Annotated in this window: 32 protein-coding genes; 22 read left to right on the forward strand and 10 right to left on the reverse strand. The window is 34.4% G+C overall.

Going from position 1 to position 24232, the window contains the following annotated elements; genetic code table 11:
- Positions 1 to 89: 89 nt before the first annotated feature.
- Positions 90 to 1052: an MBL fold metallo-hydrolase gene (locus ACHZEU_RS00960; protein WP_048392607.1), complete on the reverse strand. Its 963-nt coding sequence runs from the start codon at positions 1050 to 1052 to the stop codon at positions 90 to 92.
- Between the two features lie 137 nt (positions 1053 to 1189).
- Between ACHZEU_RS00960 and ACHZEU_RS00965 the strand changes: the two genes are divergently transcribed.
- The 6 genes from ACHZEU_RS00965 (at position 1190) to ACHZEU_RS00990 (ending at position 6866) form a co-directional block, all read left to right on the forward strand.
- Positions 1190 to 2665, forward strand: coding sequence for a methyl-accepting chemotaxis protein (locus ACHZEU_RS00965; protein WP_404803911.1), 1476 nt, complete (start codon positions 1190 to 1192; stop codon positions 2663 to 2665).
- A 271-nt stretch (positions 2666 to 2936) separates the two neighbouring features.
- Entirely contained in the window at positions 2937 to 3410 is a 474-nt protein-coding gene (locus ACHZEU_RS00970) for a GNAT family N-acetyltransferase (RefSeq protein ID WP_048392611.1), read from the forward strand.
- Positions 3411 to 3456: 46 nt separating this feature from the next.
- Positions 3457 to 4113 carry a hypothetical protein gene (locus ACHZEU_RS00975; protein ID WP_048392613.1) on the forward strand — a complete coding sequence of 219 codons (657 nt, stop codon included), beginning with the start codon at positions 3457 to 3459 and terminating at the stop codon, positions 4111 to 4113.
- A 208-nt stretch (positions 4114 to 4321) separates the two neighbouring features.
- A complete protein-coding gene (locus tag ACHZEU_RS00980) occupies positions 4322 to 5077 on the forward strand; it encodes an SDR family oxidoreductase (RefSeq protein WP_048392615.1) in 756 nt (251 codons plus the stop codon).
- 342 nt (positions 5078 to 5419) lie between these two features.
- Positions 5420 to 6295, forward strand: a complete 876-nt coding sequence (locus tag ACHZEU_RS00985; protein ID WP_404803912.1) for a cation diffusion facilitator family transporter — start codon at positions 5420 to 5422, stop codon at positions 6293 to 6295.
- A 370-nt stretch (positions 6296 to 6665) separates the two neighbouring features.
- Entirely contained in the window at positions 6666 to 6866 is a 201-nt protein-coding gene (locus ACHZEU_RS00990; protein WP_004225195.1) for a cold-shock protein, read from the forward strand.
- Between the two features lie 198 nt (positions 6867 to 7064).
- Here ACHZEU_RS00990 and ACHZEU_RS00995 read toward each other — a convergent pair whose 3' ends face one another.
- The 4 genes from ACHZEU_RS00995 to ACHZEU_RS01010 form a co-directional block, all read right to left on the reverse strand.
- Positions 7065 to 7463: a hypothetical protein gene (locus tag ACHZEU_RS00995; protein WP_048392620.1), complete on the reverse strand. Its 399-nt coding sequence runs from the start codon at positions 7461 to 7463 to the stop codon at positions 7065 to 7067.
- Between the two features lie 199 nt (positions 7464 to 7662).
- Positions 7663 to 7779: a YjcZ family sporulation protein gene (locus tag ACHZEU_RS01000; RefSeq protein ID WP_004225198.1), complete on the reverse strand. Its 117-nt coding sequence runs from the start codon at positions 7777 to 7779 to the stop codon at positions 7663 to 7665.
- A gap of 360 nt (positions 7780 to 8139) precedes the next feature.
- Entirely contained in the window at positions 8140 to 8997 is an 858-nt protein-coding gene (locus tag ACHZEU_RS01005; RefSeq protein WP_048392622.1) for a manganese catalase family protein, read from the reverse strand.
- Between the two features lie 29 nt (positions 8998 to 9026).
- Positions 9027 to 9536 carry a DUF3231 family protein gene (locus ACHZEU_RS01010; protein ID WP_048392625.1) on the reverse strand — a complete coding sequence of 170 codons (510 nt, stop codon included), beginning with the start codon at positions 9534 to 9536 and terminating at the stop codon, positions 9027 to 9029.
- Positions 9537 to 9808: 272 nt separating this feature from the next.
- Between ACHZEU_RS01010 and ACHZEU_RS01015 the strand changes: the two genes are divergently transcribed.
- From ACHZEU_RS01015 to ACHZEU_RS01065, 11 genes are all read left to right on the forward strand, one after another.
- A complete protein-coding gene (locus ACHZEU_RS01015; protein WP_155483390.1) occupies positions 9809 to 9946 on the forward strand; it encodes a hypothetical protein in 138 nt (45 codons plus the stop codon).
- Between the two features lie 92 nt (positions 9947 to 10038).
- The gene (locus tag ACHZEU_RS01020) at positions 10039 to 10884 is read left to right on the forward strand and encodes an MBL fold metallo-hydrolase (protein WP_279495193.1); all 846 of its coding nucleotides are present in this window, start codon (positions 10039 to 10041) and stop codon (positions 10882 to 10884) included.
- 345 nt (positions 10885 to 11229) lie between these two features.
- On the forward strand, positions 11230 to 11535 hold the full coding sequence (locus ACHZEU_RS01025) for a YfzA family protein (protein WP_048392629.1): 306 nt from the start codon (positions 11230 to 11232) through the stop codon (positions 11533 to 11535).
- 15 nt (positions 11536 to 11550) lie between these two features.
- Entirely contained in the window at positions 11551 to 11922 is a 372-nt protein-coding gene (locus ACHZEU_RS01030) for a GntR family transcriptional regulator (protein WP_004225203.1), read from the forward strand.
- Positions 11923 to 11927: 5 nt separating this feature from the next.
- Positions 11928 to 12794 (forward strand): ABC transporter ATP-binding protein, encoded by an 867-nt coding sequence (locus ACHZEU_RS01035; RefSeq protein WP_048392631.1) that lies wholly within the window; start codon positions 11928 to 11930, stop codon positions 12792 to 12794.
- The gene (locus ACHZEU_RS01040) at positions 12787 to 13392 is read left to right on the forward strand and encodes an ABC-2 transporter permease (protein ID WP_048392634.1); all 606 of its coding nucleotides are present in this window, start codon (positions 12787 to 12789) and stop codon (positions 13390 to 13392) included. Before ACHZEU_RS01035 ends, ACHZEU_RS01040 begins: the two co-directional genes overlap by 8 nt.
- Before the next feature lie 277 nt (positions 13393 to 13669).
- Complete coding sequence (locus ACHZEU_RS01045) at positions 13670 to 14044, forward strand: DUF6713 family protein (protein ID WP_048392636.1); 375 nt, start codon at positions 13670 to 13672, stop codon at positions 14042 to 14044.
- 95 nt (positions 14045 to 14139) lie between these two features.
- Complete coding sequence (locus ACHZEU_RS01050; RefSeq protein ID WP_404803913.1) at positions 14140 to 14508, forward strand: hypothetical protein; 369 nt, start codon at positions 14140 to 14142, stop codon at positions 14506 to 14508.
- A gap of 118 nt (positions 14509 to 14626) precedes the next feature.
- Entirely contained in the window at positions 14627 to 14797 is a 171-nt protein-coding gene (locus ACHZEU_RS01055) for a hypothetical protein (protein WP_197078717.1), read from the forward strand.
- 855 nt (positions 14798 to 15652) lie between these two features.
- Positions 15653 to 16504 carry a hypothetical protein gene (locus tag ACHZEU_RS01060; RefSeq protein ID WP_048392641.1) on the forward strand — a complete coding sequence of 284 codons (852 nt, stop codon included), beginning with the start codon at positions 15653 to 15655 and terminating at the stop codon, positions 16502 to 16504.
- Positions 16505 to 16756: 252 nt separating this feature from the next.
- Positions 16757 to 17236, forward strand: a complete 480-nt coding sequence (locus ACHZEU_RS01065) for a GNAT family N-acetyltransferase (protein WP_048392643.1) — start codon at positions 16757 to 16759, stop codon at positions 17234 to 17236.
- Positions 17237 to 17366: 130 nt separating this feature from the next.
- On the opposite strand, the gene ACHZEU_RS01070 is transcribed toward ACHZEU_RS01065, so the two are convergent.
- Entirely contained in the window at positions 17367 to 18308 is a 942-nt protein-coding gene (locus ACHZEU_RS01070) for a DMT family transporter (protein WP_048392645.1), read from the reverse strand.
- 302 nt (positions 18309 to 18610) lie between these two features.
- Between ACHZEU_RS01070 and ACHZEU_RS01075 the strand changes: the two genes are divergently transcribed.
- Positions 18611 to 19171, forward strand: a complete 561-nt coding sequence (locus tag ACHZEU_RS01075; protein ID WP_279495188.1) for a hypothetical protein — start codon at positions 18611 to 18613, stop codon at positions 19169 to 19171.
- Between the two features lie 334 nt (positions 19172 to 19505).
- Here the strand turns inward: ACHZEU_RS01075 and ACHZEU_RS01080 are convergent, their stop codons facing one another.
- A complete protein-coding gene (locus ACHZEU_RS01080) occupies positions 19506 to 19670 on the reverse strand; it encodes a DUF2197 domain-containing protein (protein WP_066037314.1) in 165 nt (54 codons plus the stop codon).
- Positions 19671 to 19698: 28 nt separating this feature from the next.
- On the reverse strand, positions 19699 to 20328 hold the full coding sequence (locus ACHZEU_RS01085; protein WP_279495186.1) for a TetR/AcrR family transcriptional regulator: 630 nt from the start codon (positions 20326 to 20328) through the stop codon (positions 19699 to 19701).
- Positions 20329 to 20517: 189 nt separating this feature from the next.
- Here ACHZEU_RS01085 and ACHZEU_RS01090 point away from each other — a divergent pair, with 189 nt between their 5' ends.
- The 3 genes from ACHZEU_RS01090 (at position 20518) to ACHZEU_RS01100 (ending at position 21906) form a co-directional block, all read left to right on the forward strand.
- The gene (locus ACHZEU_RS01090; protein ID WP_048392655.1) at positions 20518 to 20865 is read left to right on the forward strand and encodes a hypothetical protein; all 348 of its coding nucleotides are present in this window, start codon (positions 20518 to 20520) and stop codon (positions 20863 to 20865) included.
- 12 nt (positions 20866 to 20877) lie between these two features.
- Entirely contained in the window at positions 20878 to 21282 is a 405-nt protein-coding gene (locus tag ACHZEU_RS01095) for a MerR family transcriptional regulator (RefSeq protein WP_053075698.1), read from the forward strand.
- A 234-nt stretch (positions 21283 to 21516) separates the two neighbouring features.
- Positions 21517 to 21906: a VOC family protein gene (locus ACHZEU_RS01100; protein WP_066037316.1), complete on the forward strand. Its 390-nt coding sequence runs from the start codon at positions 21517 to 21519 to the stop codon at positions 21904 to 21906.
- 281 nt (positions 21907 to 22187) lie between these two features.
- On the opposite strand, the gene ACHZEU_RS01105 is transcribed toward ACHZEU_RS01100, so the two are convergent.
- Positions 22188 to 22523, reverse strand: coding sequence for a hypothetical protein (locus tag ACHZEU_RS01105; RefSeq protein ID WP_054550262.1), 336 nt, complete (start codon positions 22521 to 22523; stop codon positions 22188 to 22190).
- Positions 22524 to 22826: 303 nt separating this feature from the next.
- On the opposite strand from ACHZEU_RS01105, the gene ACHZEU_RS01110 reads away from it, so the two are divergent.
- Positions 22827 to 23147 (forward strand): DUF1827 family protein, encoded by a 321-nt coding sequence (locus tag ACHZEU_RS01110; RefSeq protein ID WP_279495184.1) that lies wholly within the window; start codon positions 22827 to 22829, stop codon positions 23145 to 23147.
- An 863-nt stretch (positions 23148 to 24010) separates the two neighbouring features.
- Here the strand turns inward: ACHZEU_RS01110 and ACHZEU_RS01115 are convergent.
- Positions 24011 to 24214, reverse strand: a complete 204-nt coding sequence (locus ACHZEU_RS01115) for a hypothetical protein (protein WP_231595622.1) — start codon at positions 24212 to 24214, stop codon at positions 24011 to 24013.
- Positions 24215 to 24232 lie beyond the last annotated feature (18 nt).

A 24232-nucleotide genomic window follows, 5' to 3' on the forward strand; every position in this document is an offset into this window, starting at 1 on the left:
GTTTTACAAAAAGCTTGCATTGACCAGTACTATAAGCGCTTCTAAAAAAGAGGTGTCCCCAATGTCATTGGGAACACCTCTTATTGCCGTTAAAGTGGAATCTGCGCATTTGCTTTTTCGAGATAATCCAGTATGCCCATTGCGGACACAATGGTATCGAATGGGATGGTTTGATAAACAGGATGATCGGACGGAATGCCGTTTTCCTGTAGATAGTTAAATAAAAGTTCCTTTAAGCGAGCATCTAAGTAGTGAACTTGTTCTTGGAACTGGCTGGATGCTGCTTGCGCTTTTCTACCTTCTTCTAAAAAGAGTGGTGTCCAATAGCGCACCTGACGATAGGCTTCAGCTGGATTTTTATAAGCCCCATAGTGACCGAAGTATAATTCACTTGCTTGTAGCTTTTCGTACAATTTTAAGGATTGTTCCATTGTTTCAGGGTTGTATTGATTTGGAGAGGTGGACGGAATGATTAAATCAATTGCTTCCTCATCCATTTCGGGATAGCGAACACCTGTTGTATCTCCTACAAACAAGCCATTTGTTGCGGAATAAAGCATTGAAACATGATGCTTGGCATGTCCCTCAGTATGATAAAACGTTAAATGATGCTGACCTAATTGTAATAGCTGTTCGTGTTGGACTTCAATAATTCTTGTAGCGTCAATGGGCACAATTGGATCAAAAAGGCGGTCAAATTCAGCGCCATAAACCCCTTTAGCACTGCGGATAAGACGACTTGGATCAATCATGTGGGCTGCGCCTCGTGGATGAACCACTAATTTAGCATTGGGACAGCTTTGCAAAAATAACCCTGCTCCGCCTGCATGGTCTAAATGAATATGTGTCACGATGACATAGTCTATATCCTCTACTGCAATATTTAATTTCTGTAACCCTTCCATAATATAAGGTACGGATGGACTGGCCGAAGTTTCGATAAGAGCAATCTTTTCATCGATTAATAGATAGGAGCTTGTTCGCTGCTCTCGACCTAAATCATGTGTATCGATACAGTAGAAATTTGGTGCGATTTGTTGGACGCTAGTCAATTCAATTTCCCCCTTTTTTTCAAAAATAAGCTAATTATGCTTACAAATGTAATATTTAGCTACAAAAAGTAGTTGTTATACTATATAATMATAGAAAATTAAACTGAATGTCTATTCATTTTTTTAGGGGGATAGTAATGGAGMATAAAATTCGTTATGATACACGAAAGGTTCATCGTGTAAATTTGGCTATTAGCTCAATTTTGGCCATTCTAATATGTGGACCTATGATTCTATCAAAGGGCATCCATTTTTTATTTATTGGGTTAGCTGTCATTGCTTTGGCGGTATGCAATTATTTTTTACCTATAAAGACGTATGTCAAAGGCTTTATTTTTGGTCTCATTCCATCAAGTGTTGTGTTTACCTTATTTTTGCTTGATAGCTTCTCATTAAATAAACATTATATTTTACTGTGCACAGTGGCCATTATTGCCTTGTATTTTAAAAAAGAATTGATTGTTTTCTTTGGAATTCTAACCAATCTTAGTTTTTTCATTTTATATATGGTCAACTCATCATCATTGTTAGGACCATTTGATGACACCATTGTCTTTGTGACACTTCTGGCAATGATGAATGGGGTCATTATTGCTTTTTATTTGCTGGCAAAATGGGGAAATGAATTGATTCAACATGCAGAAATCCAGCAAAATGAAGTGCAAGCATCCTTCAATCAACTACAAAATACATTTCAGGAAATCGAAAAGAGTAGTCAGGCATTGGACAAACATGTCACGCAATTCCAACAAACAATGCAAAGGATTTCTGGCTCTAGTAAGCAAATTTTAGTAGCGACAGAGGATATTTCTGCAAGTATTCAGCAGGAGGCATCTAGTTTACAAATGATTCATGGCACAATGGGTGACTCGGTTCATTTTGTCAATAAAACATTGACGATTTCGAAGGATACGGTCGCTAAATCTACTGATCTACAACAAGAAGTATTAGCAGGGTGGGATAAAATGCAGGATGCAATGACTCAAATGAGCGTCATGAGTCATGCGATGGGCTCAACTGCGGAAACTGTCAATGAGCTGCAACACAGCCTGCAAACGGTGGATAGTCTATTAAAGGGGATTACCCATATTGCAGAACAGACTAATTTATTGGCCTTAAATGCGGCGATAGAAGCAGCTAGAGCGGGAGAACATGGAAAAGGATTTGCCATTGTAGCAGATGAAGTGCGTAAGCTAGCAGAGGAAAGCGCTGCAATTACTGTCAGTATTACCAATGTCACAAAAACCTTGTTTGAAAAATCGACAGAGGCTCATCAACGCTCTGATGACGGTGAAAAGGCACTCCTGCATGGGGAACAGATTTTACAGGATGTCAGTCATTTCTTTAATAGTTTAAAGGATTCTTTTACGGAAACGAATACAGATTTAACAAGAGGGATGCATGAATTAAGCAGTGCCATCTCCCAATTCGAGGTAATTCAAAAGCAAATTGAAAAACTGAATCACATGACTGAGCAAAATGCGGCTTCTACTGGTGCTATTCTACATTCAGTGGAGGACGAAAATCAGCTTCTAGTAAGCATGACGGATACGACAAATCATATTCAGGCTTTAAGTAACACGTTAAAGGCATTAGTGATGGCAAAGGTATAATAGAACCATTGATATTGAAATAAATGGTAGGGTAAAATAAGAGTAGGATTAACCTTCCTAGATGGAGGGTATAGAGATAGTATTCATCGACATTGTTTTATCCATATCTGGTTGTGGTGATTGTTTTTGAGTTTGTATGAGCCTCAGCACAATAACTTAAATATGCATTTGTAGTGTGTTATGTTATGGTGATTGTCACCATTTATATATTAGCTGTAGATACATTCAGACCATAAATCTGTTGTATGACTTGAAAAGGAGGAGGGATTCCATGAACATTCGTAGTGTACAGAGTTCAGATTACTATACTTTATCTCCATTGATTAATGAGTGGTGGGGTGGTAGGAATATGTCAGACAAGCTGCCTAAATTATTTTTTGATCACTTTACAAATACAAGCCTTATTATGGAGAAGGATGGCGAAATTATTGGCTTCCTCATTGGCTTTTTATCGCAGTCCAAAACAAATGAAGCGTTCATCCATTTTGTTGGGGTCCATCCTGATTACAGAAAACAGAATATTGCAAAAAGATTATATGATGTATTCTTTCATGTGGTGAAGCAATACCATCGAAATATTGTGAAATGTGTCATGTCGCCTATTAATGAAGTATCCATCGCCTTCCATACGAATCTGGGTTTTAGAATGGAAAAAGGTGACAAAGTGATAGATAATATGTCCATTCATAGTAATTATGGTGGTGAAAATCAAGATCGTGTGTTGTTTTATAAAATTCTACCGTAATTTACTTTCGATAGTTGGCATATAGTCCCGAATAAGGGGGCTATACATGTTTATTAAAAGGTTATTTACGTTATGGTTTCTACTTTTAAGCATTGTTTGTGGTGCATTTTTCTTTTTGGCAAATGCACCTAGTCAATATGCTGAAAAAACCAATGTTTCTATGCCACAGCCTAGTAATGATGAATTATTGCGTTATATTCAGCAATATCAATTTTTAATTAGTGAGATTTCCTATACATTGCGCAAAGAATCCTATAGCTTTCTATTAGATTATGGAATTTTACCTAATGGAAAAATAGAGCTCCTTGTGTCATTACCCGACAAGGTCGATCACAAGACAAAGCAACATATAGAAGAAACAATGCTGGACGTTATCAAAGCTAATGAATTAAACCCCATCTCTTTTCAAATAACGTTAAAGCAACTCTATGAGCCAGTAGAAGCGATCTCAACTCGGCTAAGTTATAATGATGTCATGGCCAATCTATTTGAGGTGATGTTTGCAGAAAATTTTGGCACTTTCAGCATTGACCATAGTATGACGTCTGAGGAAATTCAAGTAAGAATTAATTTAACTCAAGAGAAAAATCACAAGGCTAAAAAGAAGGCTCAACAGTTAGCGGAAGATACGATAAAGCAGCATCAATTTGATGTAGAAGCCTTTTCTATTGATGTTCAAAATACGATGAAAACTTTAGATTAAAAAATAATTCAGATTAGATGAAGAGGGGAATACATACTCTACATGTGACAAACTCTGTATCTTTTTCCTTTATAGGTGTGTGTCAAGGTATGATGGTCATTTTCAAAGAAGTGCAGTGTAAGGGTTTTGATTTCTAAAAACGGAGCGGACCATTATGGTGATGCTCTTTTTTTATTAATAATCTCAATAACCATGGGGGTAAAAAGAAATGAATAAAACACAACATAAAATAGCAATCATTACGGGTGCAAGCCACCCTCAAGATATTGGAACAGCTATTTGTAGAAGATTGGCTACGGATGGTGTCAATGTTTTTTTCACACACTGGCATGCTGATCGTAAGTGGATAGGAGAATTCAAACAGGAAATTTTGAGTAAGGGTGTTTCATGTGAAGAATTGTCGATTGATTTATCAGATTCCAAAGCTCCTAAAACGATACTCCAAACGGTTTTCGAAAAACTAGGTGTACCTTCCATTTTAGTGAATAATGCTGCCCATTCAGCACAAGATGGTTATCTAGCATTAGATGCTCAAACATTAGACGAGCATTACGCGGTGAATATAAGGTCAACCCTACTACTTTGTGTGGAATTTGCACGTCTTTTTGAAAAAGCTAATTTAAACTCAGGGAGAATTATTAATATGACTTCTGGTCAAGATTTAGGTCCTATGATGGGAGAGCTAGCCTATGTGGCAACGAAAGGGGCAATTTCAGCCTTTACTAGATCATTAGCACAGGAGCTAGCACCGCTGGGCATTACCGTCAATGCTGTCAATCCAGGGCCAACAGATTCTACATGGATGAATGATGAGATTAGAAGTTATCTGTTACCCAAATTTCCAATGGGGCGGATTGGGACACCAGTGGATGTGGCCAAGGTGATTAGCTTTCTTGCTAGCGAGGAGGCTACATGGATAACTGGTCAAATAATCCACTCAGAGGGCGGATTTTTACGAGGATAATTGATTAAAAGCCTTGCTACAGTTGTGGCGAGGCTTTTCTACGTGCTTATATGTACGTAAAAAGGGTCACTCCCGAAATTGGAAATGACCAAGGTTTGTTAGGTGTGTTCGTTGGAGGAAAAAATCTTAAAGAACAGATACACTACTATTTTATTCGGTTAGTATAATAATTTATAGTCTTTAAACCAGTGACTGCGTATCTTCCTAAGGGCTTTATTTTTTCCCCACATCAACACTTTTATAGTCCTCCTACTTATGTATAGCAAGGCAAAAAGGTTGCTGTAGACCCACTCGATGTTGGGTTGTTATGATGATGATGTACGTAAGTGGGAGGTAAGTGAATTGGAAGCAGAAAGATATAATAATCTTAAATTAGGTGAACGTGGTGCCATTATCAGTATTATTGCTTATATAATTTTATCCATCATAAAAGTTGGCATTGGTTACTTGAGTGGTTCAGAAGCTTTAAAAGCGGATGGTTTGAATAATACGACAGATATTATTGCCTCTATTGCAGTACTTATTGGACTAAAGCTTTCACAAAAACCAGCAGATCATGATCATCGCTATGGTCATTGGAAAAGTGAAACCATTGCATCAATGGTCGCTTCATTTATTATGATGGCCGTTGGTATTCAAGTATTGGTCGGTGGGTTTTCTTCCATTTTTCAAGGTGGAAAAGAATCGCCGGATATGGTCGCAGCCTATGTAGGGATAGGATCAGCATTGGTGATGTATTTAGTCTATCGTTACAACAAACAATTGGCTAAAAAAATCAATAGTAAAGCCGTTATGGCTGCAGCTAAAGATAATTTGTCAGACGCTTGGGTAAGTATTGGAACCGCTGTAGGAATTTTAGGGTCACAACTACATATGCCTTGGTTAGATACGGGTACTGCGATTGTCGTAGGTTTCATCATTTGTAAAACAGCTTGGGAGATTTTCAAGGAAGCCTCTCATGAACTATCGGATGGATTTGATGAGAAAATTCTTCAAACATACAAAGAGATTATTTTAAAAATAGATGGCGTTAAAGGATTGAAAGAAATCAGAGGAAGAAATTATGGRAATAATGAGGTAATTRATGTCGTTATACTTGTAGATGCAAAGTTAGATATCACGAAAGCGCATGATGTTGCTTCGGTTGTTGAAAAAAATATGGTGGAAGAGCAAGGGGTTTATGAAGTGCATGTCCATGTAGAGCCTAAGGATGCATAGGGCAATTAAGTCCTAAAATGTAATATTCAGCTTCAAAAAATATACGAGGTAATGGGAGGAAGGAATGTCGCTATTGAAATACAAAAACAATTGCCTCTAGCTACTTAATGCGTTGAAATGACTAATTTTAACCTTTAAAATTGGTGGTACGTGCAGGTTTTAGCCTTCATTGATAAAAAAATTCACTTTTCACTGGACTAATACGATTTTTTATCATATACTGTATGTAATAGAATCTTTCTTAAAGAAATAATAAATTCACATATTACAAAGAGTAATCGTGTTTTGTTAGTTACTTTTTGTAATATGTGAATTTTTTTCTTTGGAAGTAGTATGATTTTATTTAATAACATTATTGGAGGTCATTTAAATGACACAAGGTACAGTAAAATGGTTTAACGCAGAAAAAGGTTTTGGTTTCATCGAAGTAGAAGGCGGACAAGACGTATTCGCTCACTTCTCAGCTATCCAAGGTGAAGGTTTCAAATCACTTGAAGAAGGTCAAAAAGTTGAATTCACAGTTGAAGAAGGTCAACGTGGACCACAAGCTGCTAACATCGTTAAACTTTAATTTTTAAATGAAGAAAAACATTCTTAAATAGAGTGGTTTCAGTAGACAAAGTCGATTTTTTCGACTTTGTCTTTATTTTTTTCTCATTACATTTCAAATCAAAATACATTTGTTCCTTGCCTATTCTCGATGAAAGAAGTGAGGATATGAGGTTTTACCAAGAAGAATGTACGAGGGAGTTTGTTCAGTATGATCTGTTTACAAATCAAAACTACCTAAAATCATAAAATCTACAATCACGCCACTTACTGGATTTTCCGATCCTAATACATTAATTCCCAATACTGTCACACCACTAATATTTGTAATATTAGCAGAGACATATTTCCCACTAATATTCTTCTCTCTCATTTGAACCCTCGGTCTTAAGTTTATCGTTGGATTTGTCGAGTATACACTTGCCACTGCATAGTCAATAGTAGATAAGAGAGGATTGCCATTCGCTAATGCATTGTCTGTAAAATATAATGTGGCTATTCCATTTGCATCAGAGGTAGCTTGTCCATAAACAATGCGCTTTACTTTTTTGGGATTTGCATCTCCTGCTTTAAACACCTGCATGACTGTTGGGGCAAGTGTAATAAAATCAATGCTCATAGGCATTCTCCTTTGTTATTTTTAGCCCAAATTATGCTTGATATATTTTATGAACTGTTTGTTAGATTAGTACACTAAGCAACAAACTTCCTACATACATTCTTCTATGCAACAAAGTAAGTAGTAAAAAAGGGTCACCAGGGTGTAAGACGACCCTTTGATCATAGCATGAATATTTGAGGATAATAGAAGGTAATTATTAATGATATAAGAAAGTAGCACCAGCAATAATTAAAAGAATAAAGAGGACAACAATTAGAGCGAATGATAAATTATCATGCTTGCCATAGTTTGAACCGTATACTTCATATCCCATATGAAAGTCCCTCCTTTCGAAAATCTAGAATATGTAAAGTATAGAAAGCTTCAGGCCAAATAATCTCCTTTAAAACGAGGTTTATATAAATGAATAAATATTTAAGGGTCACTCGGCTGAAAGTGACCCTAAGTAACAATTCGGGAGGTACATGTTAAACTAGATTAGCTTAACACTACTATTTATATGAAAAGTTAACTCATTGTGCATAGTTTATTGCCTTTAAAATAAAAATAAGACTATGACAACGCCACAGCCTATGAAAGTTTGTGCGATACACTTATTAATAGTTTGTGTAAATATAGGGATTTATACATTCAAAAAGCCGCAGCGTCGACAAACGCTACAGCTAAAAGTATTTTAGTTATTCATATCCTTCAGGCCAGGACTGTGTTCATTTGGCATCTCTGGCATAACAGGTACGGGGAATCCTTCTGGTGGAGGGGTCACATTTAATTCTCCACCATTTCTACTTGGAGTTTGTCCTTGAAAGATTTCCCCGATACGAGTTGGATCTAATCTAAAGTTAAATTGAGCATTGTGATAACCCATTTCAACAAACTTTCTACACTCTGGGTATTTGTTGATATCGTAGTTCGGTACAGGGAATAATTTTCCCCAATCTACCCCTAAAGTTTCTAATGCTTTGGCAAATGCATTTTGATGAGCATTGTCACGAACAATTAGAAAAGCAAGTGTTTCTCTAAATGTCTGATTAGAGCTCATCTCATATATACGTGTCTTTTGAAGTACACCCGTTGACTCCAATACTAAATTATCCAATAAATCTGCAATAAGGTTTCCATGTGCATAAACCCACGAACCATTCCAGGGATTACCTGCTGCATCTACAGGCAAAGATGATTGTGCACCCACAATATAATGGTGTGGATTGGCATGTTTAACTGCCTCATCTAAAGGTGCTTGGTCCATGCCGTTATTTCCAGGAGCAGAGGATTCCCCAGAATCATTTAGTAATTGGTTGATTGTATTTTGTACAAGTTCAACGTGTGCAATTTCTTCTAAGAAAACACCCCGTAATAAATCACGATATTGGGTTTCTTTGCCTCTAAAATTAGAGCTTTGAAAAAAGTACTGCATCATGGTTCTCATTTCACCATAATGACCACCAAGTATTTCTTGCATTACTCGTGCTGCTTGAGGATCTGGTTTGTCAGGTTTAATAATGTTTATCAATTCTTCTTTATAATAATACATTTACTTTCCTCAATTCAGGGGAATAGTCTTTATTTTTCAGGATAATTAACATGTAATGGTGGTGGTACAAGCCAGCCTTTATTTTTGTTTAAACGTAAAAGCTTTGCACCAAGTTGAGCTTTAGCCATATGGAATTGCCCAAACATTAATGCGATATCTTCACGAGTAGAAGTACCCATTGCCTGACTACATGCAACTAATCCAGCTGCTAGGTCAGCACTTAGAGCAGCGCTTATTTCTGGATCATTAAACTTTGCACCTGGAGGAATATCTTCCAGTCTTGCTACAGGTCTTTCAGGTGATGCAGGAGGTAGTGCGATCCCGTTTGTTTTTAGAATTTTTTCTAATTGCTTTACTTCTTCCCTGCATGTTTCGATGATATCTTCAATAATTTTTTTAAGATCTTCATCACCAGCATGATTATAAAACGTTTGATAGCCAGAAATCATGCCATAGTCTGCAATTAAACCCGACCAAACACTAAATACCTCACCATAATGCAACGGTTCATCTTTTGGATTTCCACCAAGAATACCCATCTGTACACATCCTTTTCTTATTTTTCGCCATTAAAGCCATGTTAGTATGGCTGAAAAAATAAGTAAAATTCACTTTTAATAAAATTTTTAATGTAAAAATTAAAAGAAGCCACAGAGAAAGAAATCTCTGCAGCTCTTTAAGTAGTGAGACACTACGCACTTATAGAATGGATGTTTTTTGTTTAGTTATACGTTTAATGTAGCTTTGAAAAAGTGAAAAGTATAGATTTTCTTAAGAAAGGCCACTTTAAAGCATATTGGAGGTGAGTGTTTTGACAAAAGAAAAGCAAAAGAATGAAGTAGAGCAAGAAGAAATAGCAATGGAATTTAATCCTGAAGAATTAGAAGCAGTAAAAGAGGAACAAGAGCAACAGAAAGAACAGCCCTTCAATAAAAAAGAAAAGAAGTAAGAAGGTAAGTATGCCATCATCAATGGTTGTGGCATTTTCATATAGTTAATGCTTGAACCTCCAATGACTTAATTGAAAGAAGATGATTTAAAATGGACAAGAATTTGAATTACGGGGAAGATTATAAATTTATCCCAGCAACTTCTGTTGGAAGCGGTGTAGGTATAGACATATTACCTGATTTATATCAATACACGATTCAAATTGTAAATATTGTACTTTATGGTGAACCGCAGATGAAAGATTTTGTGCTAATAGATGCGGGGATGCCCAAAAGTGCGGATGAGATCATTTCAGTTGTTGAAGAACGTTATGGTTCTAAGTCTCGACCGAAGGCAATCATACTGACTCACGGTCATTTTGATCATGTCGGAGGAATCATAGAATTAATAGAGCGGTGGGGTGTTCCTGTCTATGCGCATACATTGGAAATACCCTTTTTATCTGGAAAACAAAATTATCCCGAGCCTGATCCAACGGTAAATAACGGCTTGGTTGCTAAAATGTCACCTATTTTTCCAAATGAAGCTATAAATTTAGGTGGTAACCTCAAAGTTTTACCTTCTGATGGTAGTGTTCCATTTATGGCAGGTTTCCGATGGATTCATACGCCAGGCCATTCACCAGGGCATATATCTTTATTCCGTGAGAAGGATAAGGTGCTTATTGCTGGAGATGCATTTGTTACGGTCAAACAAGAATCTCTTTATAAGGTGATTACGCAGACAAAAGAAATCAGTGGTCCCCCTCAATATTTTACAACAGATTGGCTGGCTGCTCGAGCATCTATCGAAAAATTAGCAATACTAAAACCTTCAGTTGCCATCACAGGGCATGGATTACCAATGAAGGGCGAAGAGCTGACAAGCAACCTAAAAAAACTTGTCGATGATTTTGAACAAATCGCACTACCCAAGCAGGGGAAATATTTAAATTAATCATGTAAGGAAAAAACAAAGAAAAAGCCGCAGCGTCGTCACACGCTACAGCCATTGTCTTGCCAATTTAGTCAGATGATTCATTATATCATAAATTATCAGATTGCAACTGTAGAATGAACATATTTGAATGACAAGACACAATGAATGGCAAGTTGTTAATAGGGGCCTGTTTTGATAATAGCTATCAAAACAGGCTCCTTCTTTGTATTTGAATGTCATAGATCTTTTCATGGTATAAAATTTCCTTTTTAAAAAAAGTGGTTGAACAAATTTTTTATTTGTGTATATAATGTTTATATAGTATATATACAATATAATTAATTTGTGGGGGGAATTGTTTAAGTGATAGGCACTGAAAAAGCGGATGAAAGTAATCTGTTAAAACGATGGATCATCACTATTGGTATATTTTTAATTGTTCAATTGATCTTTATCGCGGTCGATGGCACTGCTCTTGAGCCGAACATGAACGATAGTAATAATTTAGTTGCCAGAATGGGAAGATGGATTTTGGATTCGAGGCTTTTCACCGAATGGATAACGCCTTATTCCTTTCCTTTTTTTAATATGTTCATCACAATCCATGTTATTGCTATACTGATTGCAGCACTAGGGAATATTATTTCAACGATATTCTCAAAAAAATAAAGAAGAGGGATTGGCATGCAAATAATTATTTCGAACAGTTCAAAGGAGCCAATTTATGAACAAATTACGAATCAAATTAAATCACTTATTTTAGCAGGTGAACTACAGGAGGGCACAGCAATACCCTCCATGCGTAACCTCGCAAAGGATTTACAAATTAGTGTAATAACGACAAAACGGGCTTATGAAGAATTGGAGAAGGCGGGCTTTATCTATTCCATTGTTGGCAAAGGATCTTTTGTAGCGGAGCAAAATTTGGAGGTTATACGGGAAAAGAAGCTGAAGGTTATTGAGGAACAGCTAAGTGCGGTCATTGCGAATAGCAGAGAAATAGGCCTGTCTCTTGATGAACTAAAGGAATTATTGAAGATTTTATACGAGGAGTGAAAGGTATGGAAAATGTAGTCGAATTAAAGAATGTCACAAAGAGGTTCAAAGGCTTTTCCGTAAATCATATAAATTTACAGGTAAAGAGAGGCTTTGTAACGGGTTTCATTGGGGCAAATGGAGCTGGTAAGTCTACAACGATAAAAACGATGATGAATCTATTAAGGCCAGATGCTGGAGAAGTAAAGCTTTTCGGATTAGACTACAAGACGCATGAGAAGGAGATTAAGCAGCGCATTGGGTTTGTATACGATGGCAATATATTTTTTGAAGGGTTGAACTTAAAAGATATAAAACGTATAGTTGCACCTGCCTACAAGCGCTGGGACGATACAATATTTTATCAATATGTAGAACAATTCGAATTACCGCTTAACAAAGCAATAAAAACATTTTCTAAAGGGATGCAAATGAAGGCTTCATTAGCAATAGCCCTCTCACATCATGCAGAGCTAATCATTATGGATGAGCCGACAGCAGGATTAGATCCCATTTTTAGACGGGAGCTGTTAGATCTATTACAGGAATTAATGGTTGATGGCAATCGCACTATTTTCTTTTCTACGCACATTACAACTGATTTAGATCGTATCGCAGATTACATAGCTTTTATACAGAAAGGGGAATTAGTATTTAATCAATCTATACACGATGTAGCTGAAAACTATGCGCTCGTTAAAGGTGAGTTGAATCTACTTGATAGAGACACTGAAAAAGCATTTGTTCATGTTCATCGTGCATCCACAGGATTTGAAGCATTAACGGATAATATTAAAGCAGCGAAAAATATTTTTGGAGACACAGTTATTATTGAACGTGCCTCTCTGGAAGATATCATGTATTACTTTAAAGGAGGCATCCATCATGCTTAACTTAATTAAACGCGATGTCATACTACAGAAAAGGCAGCTATTGCTTTTTATTCCTTTTATCTTAGTTTTTATTTTGTTGGGGGCACCACCCGTTTTAATTTTTCTGGTCGCCAGTATTTTTATTCCCTTTAACACATATGCATACGATGAAAAAGTTGAGACGAATATATTATTAAACTCCTTGCCATACACACGTACAGAAATTATCGCATCCCGCTATCTTGGAGCGATTGTCTATATGATTTTATCCATAGGTGTTACAAGTCTAGCGCTGCTAGCTTTCAATAAACATTTTACGGTATCTGACATTGCCATTGGTAGTGGCTTATTCTTACTATTTGCTGCGCTTACCTTCCCATTATTTCAGATATTTAAACAGGGTTATATTACAACGGTTATACTTATTAGCTTTATCCTCTTAACTTGGATTTCACGACCAATTGCATTGTATATGAATGAACACTTAACAACAATTATTGATTTTGTAGATAATACATCCGTTACGGTTTTATATACAGGGGCGACACTTTTTATTATGCTAATCTATATTATTTCTTGGGGGATTACACATATTATTTACCAACGAAAAGCCTTCTGATTGTGTGCTTTTGTTGACTTCTAGAAGATTACTCAAGGAAAGTGGACAATTTTAGAATGGTGCCCACTTGATAAAATTTCATTGGGAGCTGAATGTAAGATGAATTTAAATGTCTTTATGCAAAAATGAATGAAGTAAAAAGGTTATGTTGCTTAATATAAGGGAAAGAATGAAAGCCTCCATATGCCTACAAATCGACATATTGAGGCATGTTTACTTAGTATTTCGAAAGTGGTTTTATAGTAATATTTGGTATATAGTCTGTAGGAGGTTTTATATGCCTGATTTATTACTCGTTCTTTTTTTATTTAACTTTTCTTTATTTCTTTTGCACGAAATGGATGCAATAAGATGCTCTGAGTGGCGATTGTTTATAATACTTAAAGATATGGAAGATTCAAAGGCTTATAAAGTATTCACTTTTATTCACCTGTTTCTATACGTATTAATCCTTTCCTTACTTTTCAGTCAGTATCAAACCATCATTTTTTGGGTCCTTGATCTATTCTTTATCATTCATGCAATCCTGCATTTATTTTTTGAAAGGCATCCTCGAAATGAATTTAAAAATAGCTTTTCAAGATCCATTATTTATCCAATGGGGGTCCTTTCTGTCATACATTTAGTATTATTAATTAATATTTCGACTTAATTGTATTATAAAGGAAGTTTTCAGCTAGTAATTTGCAGAAAATTATTCCAATTTGTTGGTTTTCTGCTTATTATAAAGATGGAGGTGATTATCAGATGTATAGTAATACGGCAAATATGTTGAAGCAAACGAACAATCTTATCAATGCATTGAAAAAATTGAAACAAAATCTATCTTTTGTGAAATTGTATATTAATAGCGATAGAATACTGGCTATCTATTTTTTAAGTAATGCGTATAGTGATTTTAATTTATTTAAAACAATTTATTTATCTGTAACACCTTGTGATCAAACGATTGATAAGTTTTTACAGGAGTATGAAAAATTCTTTGTAGAAGTGAATAAATACTTAGAGGTCTTTAATGATGATAGCGTCGTCGAGGATAGACTTCATAAGGAAGTTTTGTTTGCGATTAATGAATTAGAAAGATATTTGTTAAATCTGTTAGATGTGTATAGATAAAAAGTTAGACATTCCTTATTTCTGAGGGGTGTCTTTTATTTTAAAGAAGCTTCTTAGATTAAGCTTCTCTGGTTGTAGGGAGAAATGAATAAGAAATGTTAAGGGATAGGAGAAAAATATGATTAGAAAAATTGAAATGGGTTTGTTTGTAATTGGAGTAGTAATGGCCTTAATAGGTATGCCTTATTTATTGGGGTATTCAACGAATGAATGTTTAAAATATCCTCTCTATCTAGGGTTAATATTAATGGTTGCCACTCTCCCTGTAACAATATCCAAGAGAAAGTAATCCATTGAGATTTAAATACTTGGTGTCTAGAGATTGTAGAGACACACTTGTGATATTGATCCTAAAGAGTAGTATTATTCATAAGTAACGAGTTATCTTGCTGATACGTTCTATAAAAATGATTTTAAGTAATAGAAAATTAAACAGTCACAAAAGTATTAAACAAAAATGCTATCTTGCTTTGAAACCTAATTTTAAAGAGAGACAACACTAAATGATGAAGAAATAAATACATTGTTAAAATAACAAAATGAATGCAAGAAAATAAGAAGCTCCATATAACTAAAGAAATACTACTCAAATCCCCTGGATAACTTTCTGCAGCTGTAAATCAAATACCTCCCATAAAAAGCACAGTCACCCATTGGATACAATAAGTTAAGAAAAGTACGATTACAAAATAAACAATATACGATAAAGTAAGAAAAATGTCTTATGCACCATTTCAGTCTTCTCCAATATTTACATTAACGTTTCTTAGTTAGTTGCACATTTCTAAAAGTAATGCTCCTTCCATTTATGAAGAAGGGAAGTAGAAAAAGGAAAATATTACATATATAAAATTAGGTGAGACATTGTTAAGATTTGATAGGTAAAGTATTCGATGGAATTGGAATGGAACGCTAATTAGTCATTACAAACTTTAAAAAATGGTACATAGGTCTAAACTTAGGGACAATTAAAAAAGTAGTCAAAATAAAATATAGGAGCAGAAATGGCAGTCCTTACGTAATAAAGAAAGGAAAAACAGAGCTGATAATTGAGAATAGAGAAACTATTGTAGAGAAATTATCCGAACTTTTCTTAGTGCGACCATAGCTTTTAGAGGGTTTGTAAAAGGAAGGGAAGTATTTTATGAAAAATCAATTGATACGAATAATCGCTATCGCTCTACTTGGTGTGTGTGTATATATTAATATGTACGAAATAGATGAATTAGGGTTGATGCAATTTTTTGCATATATTGGCTTATTAGGTTTTACTTTTGCGGTGGGTATTCCAATCATCTTTATTAAAAATAAGATTAGTTTATCCAAAAAATTTGGTTTGTTGTTTTTAAGCATGATCATCGCAGCAATAATTCCTTTATTGGGATTTGGAAATTTAAAATATATCCTTGAAGAACATTTAATGAATAAAGAGATGAATAAAGTTGTAAATCAATATAATGTAAATTTGCAAACTGATGAGGTGTTTTTAACCTTTCAAAATCATCTTCTCGTTGGAAAAAGAGATGATTTGCTTGGAAGTATAGACAAAACACTATTGGTTTATAATGCCGTAGGGAAAGAAACGAAAAGAATAAAAATAACGGAATTAGCAAAAGCGGCCGTTCCCTATCTGCCCCTTACTGATAAAGAAAAGGAAACAACTTATTTTGATGGTATGAAGACGCAAGGAAATACATATGACCTTTGGAAAAAAATAGATGATAACGACATACAACTATTTTTTAGATACGTTACAACGGAAGTTCCTGAGGATTATCAACCTGAACCAGATATGCCAGCCGATGCAAAGGACATAAAGTTCCATTATGATATCACCTATTCACCGGTTTTAGATGAGAACGGGGAATTTGTTTTTAGTTCGGATACTTTCCATTTATATAAAAGCAACGACTCAATTCGAGTTAGCTACAAAGCTTCGGGCATTGAAGCGATTGTTGCTCCAAATACGGCAGTGTTAGTGAACGAAATCAAGTAAAGATTACATACATTGCTAACAAAAGTACAACATGAAGCCAGTAGAGTGTTAGCGGCAAATCCACAAACGTAACTAGAATGAATATACTAAGTAACAACAAAGCCTAGGTACTCAAATTAATGTTGAGCCTGGGCATTTTTTACGTGATTTATTTATCTAACGAACGTGTTGTTTTTCGAAATTTCAAATAAATGAATGACCACAACCTAATAAAGTGGTAAAGTATAGAAAAAGTGAATGGAGAATTATGTAATGGAAAAACTGAAGAAGGTTGAATTAAAACATTTTTCAAGTGAATATATGCAAGGACTGAACGCTTTTGTACTTACTGAAGAGCAAAAACAATTTTCTGCACTGCCGAGCAATTTTGAGGAAATTAATGAAGGACAGCATCGCATTGTAATTCTAAGTGAAAATACACCTGTTGGTTTCTTTCTCCTAAATGCAAATGAACGAGTTAAGAAATATTCTACGAATAGAAATGCGATGCTATTATCTGCATTATCAATTAATCATACAGAACAAGGGAAGGGCTATGCAAAACAAGGAATGACATTACTAGTTGAGTTTGTTAAAGCAGAATTTCCAAATTGCGATGAAATTGTTTTAGTTGTAGACAAAGCTAATATTCCAGCACAGAAACTATATGTAAAAGTAGGTTTTGAAGATACGAATGAAAGGCTAATAGGACGCATCGGCGAAGAAATAATCATGAGGCAATTCATAAAATAAAGTTAGACCACCATTGTCACCAGAGTTTATGCTACATTTTGTAGATGAACTCTGGTTTTATGTTTTGGGGAAATGTCGCATCCATTCTTGAAAAAGAGTTTCATCGATCAAAATTAGCAAAGAAAATTATTTAAAATATCCTGATTAAAAATACACCGGCTATCATCACCATTAAACCAATTATTTGTAATGGTTGAATTCGATTCTTTAGCGAGTTAAACAATCCGAATTGCTGTACCAGCAAGCTACCAGTGATTTGACCGAATAAAGCAAGAACTACAGTTTGGCCATTTCCAATTTGATTGACAAGAAATACATTGATGAGAACATAAGATCCTCCTAAGATCCCGCCAATCCATATCCACCAAGGAGCAGCTTGTTTAAAAGGCTCTTTAATACTTGTGTAAGATCGATCTTTTAACCCAACAATTATAATCAAGGTAATAGTACCAACAAAGAATGAAACAAGGGCAGCATGAGAAGAAGAGTGAAGAACTTTTCCTAATTGTCCATTAACAGCGATTTGGATAGCTAGTAACATTCCTGCTAGAATCCCTACTATGCGCCAAATCCATAGATTCCGCACACTCTCCTTATTTGTTTGGGGAGAATACTGTTCATTTTTCTTGCTTCGTATAGCTGTAGCTAAAAGGACGCCTAGTAAGACTAGTAATATGCCAAAGATTCGATTCCATCCAAAGGAATATTGTGTTGCATTAAACCAGCCATTATGATCGATTAACATACTCATGAGAGTCATTCCAAAGATCGGTAGGATAGTTGTTTGCACACTTCCCAATTTAGGAAACAAGAGAATGTTAGTAGTTATCGCAATAGCGCCACCAATTCCCCCCAACCATATATAGATAGGTTGGTTCAACAATAAATCTAATGGAATCCCCAGTGATGAACCACTACTTACTAATGTAATAGTTAAGAAGATGACACCAACAGCGAAGGAAATCATTGAAGCTAAAAAAGGAGAAATCACAAACTTTCTTAATTGAGCATTAATGGCTGTTTGCACAGCAAGAATAGCTCCAATACTTATAGCCAAAAGTACTGCAAACATAAAAATTCATCACAACCTTTGTTGAAGAAAATGTAAAGAAAAAGAAATGTAAAACAACGCATGATTGATTATATCAGAGTACGTGTTGAATTTTATAAAATTAAGCACTGAACACTAAGTAAGAAATAGATTTTATTTATGATGTGGAACGTCACCAAACACATTAAGATAACGATAATCAGTTTCTCAAAAAAGAAATGATTTTTCATGTATAGAAGCGGTTAAGAAATAGAGCTTTATGTTAATAAAGTATAGTGTAATATCTTTATATTCTGTATATTGGTGTATGAGGAGGAGATTTAATGGCAAGAAAATGGATGCTACCATTATTTATATTACTAGGTGTTTTGAGTTCTGGTTGTAGTGAGGGTCAGGAAAAAGGTAGCAAAGATGGTGGTGATGTAGAAGTAACTATTCCAGCTCTATTTTTTGAGGGTCAGGACATTGATTCTGTTATTTCAAAGGCAAAAAGCAGTGGGATGAAGGAAGTCAGTAAGAATGAGGATGGTTCTTTAACTTATAAAATGTCTGAAACAGAACATAAAGAAATGATGAAAGGTTTAAAAGAAGGCATTCTAGCAAGTGTAGATGAGCTTAAAGCAAGTGAAGAGTTCAAATCTATTAAAGATGTAACCTATGACAAGTCTTTTTCAGAATTCACTTTATCTGTAAACAAAGAAGAATTTGATAATAGTCTTGACACAATGGCCTCATTCGGGCTAGCTTTAACAGGTATGTACTATCAATTATTTAATGGTGTGGATGAAAAGGATTATAAAGTCAAAGTAATTTTTAAAGATGAATCAAATGGAGATGTAATTAACACGATAGTTTATCCAGATGATTTAAACAAGAAAAAATGATCGGAAGAGCACCTAACATAGGTGTTCTTTTTAAATGCTTTGAGTGCAATCGAGTTGGGCAGTAGTAGTTGTTCCTGATTCTTGATGGCTTTTTATTTTTGCAAAGGTTTTGTGTTCAAAGTAGAATGTCAGCAGCAAATTCTTAATGCAAACATGGATAGGCATAATAAAATGATAGAATTTGTTTTGAGAAACGACTGACGATAGCATAGTTGTAAGTAGAGATAGAACTAAATGATTCCACAAAGCCCAGATACTCATTAATTTTGAGCCTGGGCTTTATACTTATTTAACTTGTAATCCCTTTTATTATTCTCTAAATCGGCTGAAGGAGCTATCTAAAGAAATTTTTAATAGCATCCATACGAATTTTGCTGTAACATTCTTCGCAACGAAAAATCTTATCGGTTCTTTCCTTTAACTGTCTAAATCTCAGTGACCCCTCGTATACTCTGAATTTATTTCTACAACTAGAACAAATTACCTCATAGTAATGCATAGCTATCCTCCTCAAGTTTTCTGACATATTACTTTTTAGTTGATTTATCGAATATTGTAATCAGTTCTCTCGTATATTCCTCAACATTTAACTGGGGATTTCTCATTAATTCAATAGTGAATCCGTCAATAGAATTTCGTATCGTTAACGCCATTACTCTTGAAGCCAATTTGGTGAATTCTCCGAAGACACCCGCGTGCATTCCTAGTGTAAGTATGTTTTCAATGGGTAGAAAAATAGTATCATCATGATCCGCCGCAAATCGAAGTTTGCCATCAGCAGTTCTTTCATTAGAAACAATTTCAATGACAGCAAATACATGTTGCCGATTTTCATCTATGAATCTAAGGTTTGATTCAATATAAATGCTAAGCATATCTATAGGAGATTTTTGATTTTCGATTAGAGGAGCAGTATAAGCTTGACATGCCATATAGTAATCATAAATTACTTGCTCTAACAATTCCCCCTTACTTGCAAAGTGATAGGAGATAACCCCCTTGCTGATTTGTGCCCGTTTTGCAATTTGACCTAAAGAAGCTTGAGCGTAACCCACCTCTGCAATGGTTTCAATAGCACATTCCACAATTTGAGTTCTACGAGCTTTTTCAATAAATGACATTTCTTTTTGATTAGTTGTTTTATTTTTTTTACTCATGTATTTATTTTAGCACGGTTGTACTAATTAAGCGAATAAAAAAACATTTAGGGAGGTTCCTAAATGGAGGCTTTTCTTTTACTTTGAAATGTCAAGGGCTAGACTAGGGCGTTTCGTGAGGAAGATTAAGATACTTGAGCTTGGAACTATTTCTTATCTGTTGACATGGAGTCGGCTCCATCTTTTAAGATGAATGAAATCAAAGAATGGAGTGATGGGATGGTAATTTTGACAACTATACTAATTGTGTTATATGCGGTTTTAATAGGAGTGGCAGGGATAAAAAAATGGAAAGAAGTTGGATTTGAAGTACGAACATTCATATTTGTTATCATATCAATTAGTATTCTCTTAATATTATGTATACCAAGCAAAGGTTGGTTATTTATATTACTGATAATTGCGTTTATCTTGTTACATATACTAGCAGTTATAGAAGGGAAGTTAACAAATGGACGAATTACTTTCAGCCATCATATCATTCGCTTCATTTTCCATTGTATAATTGCCCTAATGGTTTATAAATTTATATTATAGAAGGAGATTTTAATGAAAATTGGTGAATTTGCAATATGTACTGGTCTTAGTAAAGATACTATTCGTTATTATGAAAAAATGAATTTATTGCAACCGGAAATTAAAAATAAGCACCGCTATTATAACAAGAAAGACATTGATACAGTAGAAGCAATTCTTAAACTTAAACAAACGGGATTTTCTCTCCAAGAAATCAAAATGCTTTTTGATTGGTCGGGAAATATTGATCAAAATAAAAAACTGACAAAAGAAGAAATACAAAATCTACTTGAAATAAAAGTTATATTCCAAGAAAAGTATGAGCAGATGTTACAAAGAGAACATCAGCTTAAACAAATTAAACAGGTTTTATTAAATATAGATAATAAAATAAAGCACCTTTTAGAGAAAAATAAAGAAGAAAATTGCTGGTTTTAACGATGTGTTTAGAAAATAAAGAAAAAGAATGTACCAATAATTAAAGCTGTTTGACGTTCTAATTGAACGTTTGAAACGAACGTCTGAAGGTGAGAAACAATATTTTAAGCTGCTTCTATTTAGTTATTTCTAAAAGTGTTGTTTCTTCAACTTATCGAGAAGGTGTGCAAGAAGGAATAGTAGAATATCACGTTGAAATAGAAGTAGAAATAAATTAGTAAGGAGGATGTATTTGTGACTAGCCATGACTATAAATCACCAATAAAAAACAGAATCGGCGGTGTATTTGTTCCAGTTCGTAACCTAGAGAAAGCAAAAGAATGGTACAGAAAAATACTTGGTTTGGAAGGGGGAGAAGAATATTTTGGACATTTATTCGTGGTACCCATGAAAGGTACAGCTGGATTAATTTTAGATTCCATGCCAAAGTGGAGAAAAGAAGATGGTGATATTACCACTTATCAAGTTCCATCAATTCAGCTTTTGACCGATGATATTGAAGCTTCTTATCAATTTATGAAAGAGAATAATGTTGAACTGGTTACAGAGATTCAGGATAATTTTTATTTTGTGTTCAAAGATTTAGATGGCAATTTACTAATGATTTGTAAAGAAACTACTTAAAAAAATGCGAAAATTGCTCTTTGGACTACTGGAAAGAAAGTGGGGAGTCAATAGCAGCTGAATGTGCATTGTACAAAGTGATAAACGATAAACAATTCAAGATTGATGATAAATTTATCAAGTTTTACTTGACATCAAAAGCGTACTAGCGAGGAGAAGGTAGACAATTAATTAAGTTTATCGAGGATTAATCGAAAGAAAAAGGTCACTTCTATTAAAAGTGACCAGGATGCTTAGTTATGCTTTATTAAAACTCTAGGGGATTAGGTGTTTATTCAATTTTATTGAATTGTAATATTTCCTTTATATGTTGCAAAGTAAATACCTGCATCAGGATCGTATGCATAATCAAATCTTGTTAGGTATCCTGCGTATTTAAAATCTCCATCCCATTCAACATGATAAATTTGTCCAGGTGGAAACGTTGAAGTTCTTGTATTAACTGTGACATATTTAGTATACACAGCAGCTGGACTAACATTGTCTATACTAGTAGAGTTTTGAACAACGTTGATTTCGGCTGCTGAAACATTACCTGATGGATAGATGAAAAATGAAACAAGTAAAGCTGAGAGTAGAGCAAAACCAAAAATGCGACCTTTAATTGTTTTTACCATTATTATTCCTCCATTCTAGTATAATCCCCTAGTAATTTACATTTAAACATATATTGGTATTTATAGCAACGGATGGTGGCTATTGGTTATGAAATTGATTAAAAAGTAGGTGTTACACATGCATTATGAGTGGTTAAAGAACTATCAATAATTAGCAGATTAATTTGTACATAGAATAAGCGTTAATCTCAAAAAAATCTACATAACATACTTTTTATATTTTCATAAATTTCTCCTTGCTAAAGAGCGAATGTTTGTTCTAATATAAATACAAACAAACGTTCTGTGGAAGGAGAGGTCAAAATGGCGAAAATATATAATTTTCCAACTAAAGCATTTCGAGATATAACAAAAGAAAGAGTCGATGTTGTAACTTTTGCTTCTGGTTTTATGGGTGGTGTTGTAAAGGTATATGAATGTGAAGGGACAGTCATTATTCATAGTGAAAATAAGAAATCCAGCCATGCTAGTATTTCAAATGATCTTGGTCAAGTTAAAGAATGGGAGATTAGATATGCAATAGAACATATTTTAAAAAGAGGCATTACAGAAGTGAATATAAAAGTTAGTAATACAGGAGTTGTTCATATTCGTAATAAAGATATTAATTCACTTTCTCAGTAAAGTCAGGTCACTTATAAAATAATATGAGTACTGGTTATATCGTTAATGGTCTTTTTAAAACGTAGTTTGCAACTATCCCTTCGACTGTTAGAGGCTTTTAAATTTGTTCCAGCTAACTCTGATAGCAAGTAATTATCAAATTGCTTGGAATGATCATGTACAAGAAATAACAGGTCAATTGGAGTTAGATATTTAAAAGATATTGTTCTGTAAAGTTATTTAACTTTTAGAGGTTTTACAAAGAATGAAATGAACATAACAGAAACCCCTATAGCAATGAATAGTATTGTAACAGATTTATTTGAAATAAATGAATTGTATTCTAGGGCAHCTGTTAATCTCGCTGATCCGATTGAAAGCGATAAGATGCCTAAAACAAATATGATATGTCCAATTTTAGAAGGTGTTTTCATTTTATAACAACTCCTGATATTTAGGTAATAACTTACAAAAGGATAACATGATTGGGTAATATTTGAAAATATGGTTCGGTTTGATTATTGCACAATAGGAGTATTTGAGGTTGATGGAGGAAGTACAAAAGTCAATATGGGCTGTCAGTAAATTATATGAATTTATAATAAAGGGGTATGTTTTATGAAACCATTTATGTTACGTCATAAACTGGGTTGGCTACCTAACAAATTAGAGTATCGCAGAACCTATATCATAGGTTTTAAAGGAGAAACAGACGAAAGTTAAACTTTCATGCTAACAAAGAATAGTATGTAAGATTAGTAAATAACAATAAAGAAATGGTTGTTAGGAAAAGAGAATTAAAGAGATATTTCAAGGATGGTTGTTTACAGTTTCTAACTACACAATATGAGGAACATGCTTGAAAGATCTGGAATGGTAAACTTTTAACTTTTTTCTTTTTTGGGTTTAACAAAGTAAGAAATGAACATTACAGAAACGCCCATAGATATGTATAGTAGTGCAACAGATTGATTTGGAATAACTGAATCATATTCAAAGAAACCAGATAATCTTCCTAATCCAGTTATCATCAAAGTAATGCCAAAAATAAATATGATATATCTATTTGTAGAATGTATTTTCAACACAAAACAACCCCCGAGGCT

This window comes from Lysinibacillus sp. S1 (genome assembly GCF_044986265.1).
GTDB lineage: Bacteria > Bacillota > Bacilli > Bacillales_A > Planococcaceae > Lysinibacillus > Lysinibacillus capsici.

Excerpts from the sequence above, each read along its gene's own strand:
- ACHZEU_RS01110 (WP_279495184.1), top strand. The coding sequence starts at position 22,827 with ATGGCGAAAATATATAATTTTCCAACTAAAGCATTTCGAGATATAACA.
- ACHZEU_RS00975 (WP_048392613.1), top strand. The coding sequence starts at position 3,457 with ATGTTTATTAAAAGGTTATTTACGTTATGGTTTCTACTTTTAAGCATT.
- ACHZEU_RS01005 (WP_048392622.1), bottom strand. The coding sequence starts at position 8,997 with ATGTATTATTATAAAGAAGAATTGATAAACATTATTAAACCTGACAAA.
- ACHZEU_RS01095 (WP_053075698.1), top strand. The coding sequence starts at position 20,878 with ATGAAAATTGGTGAATTTGCAATATGTACTGGTCTTAGTAAAGATACT.
- ACHZEU_RS00970 (WP_048392611.1), top strand. The coding sequence starts at position 2,937 with ATGAACATTCGTAGTGTACAGAGTTCAGATTACTATACTTTATCTCCA.
- ACHZEU_RS01080 (WP_066037314.1), bottom strand. The coding sequence starts at position 19,670 with ATGCATTACTATGAGGTAATTTGTTCTAGTTGTAGAAATAAATTCAGA.
- ACHZEU_RS01085 (WP_279495186.1), bottom strand. The coding sequence starts at position 20,328 with ATGAGTAAAAAAAATAAAACAACTAATCAAAAAGAAATGTCATTTATT.
- ACHZEU_RS01075 (WP_279495188.1), top strand. The coding sequence starts at position 18,611 with ATGGCAAGAAAATGGATGCTACCATTATTTATATTACTAGGTGTTTTG.
- ACHZEU_RS01000 (WP_004225198.1), bottom strand. The coding sequence starts at position 7,779 with ATGGGATATGAAGTATACGGTTCAAACTATGGCAAGCATGATAATTTA.
- ACHZEU_RS01020 (WP_279495193.1), top strand. The coding sequence starts at position 10,039 with ATGGACAAGAATTTGAATTACGGGGAAGATTATAAATTTATCCCAGCA.
- ACHZEU_RS01065 (WP_048392643.1), top strand. The coding sequence starts at position 16,757 with ATGGAAAAACTGAAGAAGGTTGAATTAAAACATTTTTCAAGTGAATAT.
- ACHZEU_RS00990 (WP_004225195.1), top strand. The coding sequence starts at position 6,666 with ATGACACAAGGTACAGTAAAATGGTTTAACGCAGAAAAAGGTTTTGGT.
- ACHZEU_RS01050 (WP_404803913.1), top strand. The coding sequence starts at position 14,140 with ATGTATAGTAATACGGCAAATATGTTGAAGCAAACGAACAATCTTATC.
- ACHZEU_RS01105 (WP_054550262.1), bottom strand. The coding sequence starts at position 22,523 with ATGGTAAAAACAATTAAAGGTCGCATTTTTGGTTTTGCTCTACTCTCA.
- ACHZEU_RS01060 (WP_048392641.1), top strand. The coding sequence starts at position 15,653 with ATGAAAAATCAATTGATACGAATAATCGCTATCGCTCTACTTGGTGTG.
- ACHZEU_RS01010 (WP_048392625.1), bottom strand. The coding sequence starts at position 9,536 with ATGGGTATTCTTGGTGGAAATCCAAAAGATGAACCGTTGCATTATGGT.
- ACHZEU_RS01030 (WP_004225203.1), top strand. The coding sequence starts at position 11,551 with ATGCAAATAATTATTTCGAACAGTTCAAAGGAGCCAATTTATGAACAA.
- ACHZEU_RS00980 (WP_048392615.1), top strand. The coding sequence starts at position 4,322 with ATGAATAAAACACAACATAAAATAGCAATCATTACGGGTGCAAGCCAC.
- ACHZEU_RS01035 (WP_048392631.1), top strand. The coding sequence starts at position 11,928 with ATGGAAAATGTAGTCGAATTAAAGAATGTCACAAAGAGGTTCAAAGGC.
- ACHZEU_RS00995 (WP_048392620.1), bottom strand. The coding sequence starts at position 7,463 with ATGAGCATTGATTTTATTACACTTGCCCCAACAGTCATGCAGGTGTTT.
- ACHZEU_RS01090 (WP_048392655.1), top strand. The coding sequence starts at position 20,518 with ATGAATGAAATCAAAGAATGGAGTGATGGGATGGTAATTTTGACAACT.
- ACHZEU_RS01055 (WP_197078717.1), top strand. The coding sequence starts at position 14,627 with ATGATTAGAAAAATTGAAATGGGTTTGTTTGTAATTGGAGTAGTAATG.
- ACHZEU_RS01045 (WP_048392636.1), top strand. The coding sequence starts at position 13,670 with ATGCCTGATTTATTACTCGTTCTTTTTTTATTTAACTTTTCTTTATTT.
- ACHZEU_RS01040 (WP_048392634.1), top strand. The coding sequence starts at position 12,787 with ATGCTTAACTTAATTAAACGCGATGTCATACTACAGAAAAGGCAGCTA.
- ACHZEU_RS01070 (WP_048392645.1), bottom strand. The coding sequence starts at position 18,308 with ATGTTTGCAGTACTTTTGGCTATAAGTATTGGAGCTATTCTTGCTGTG.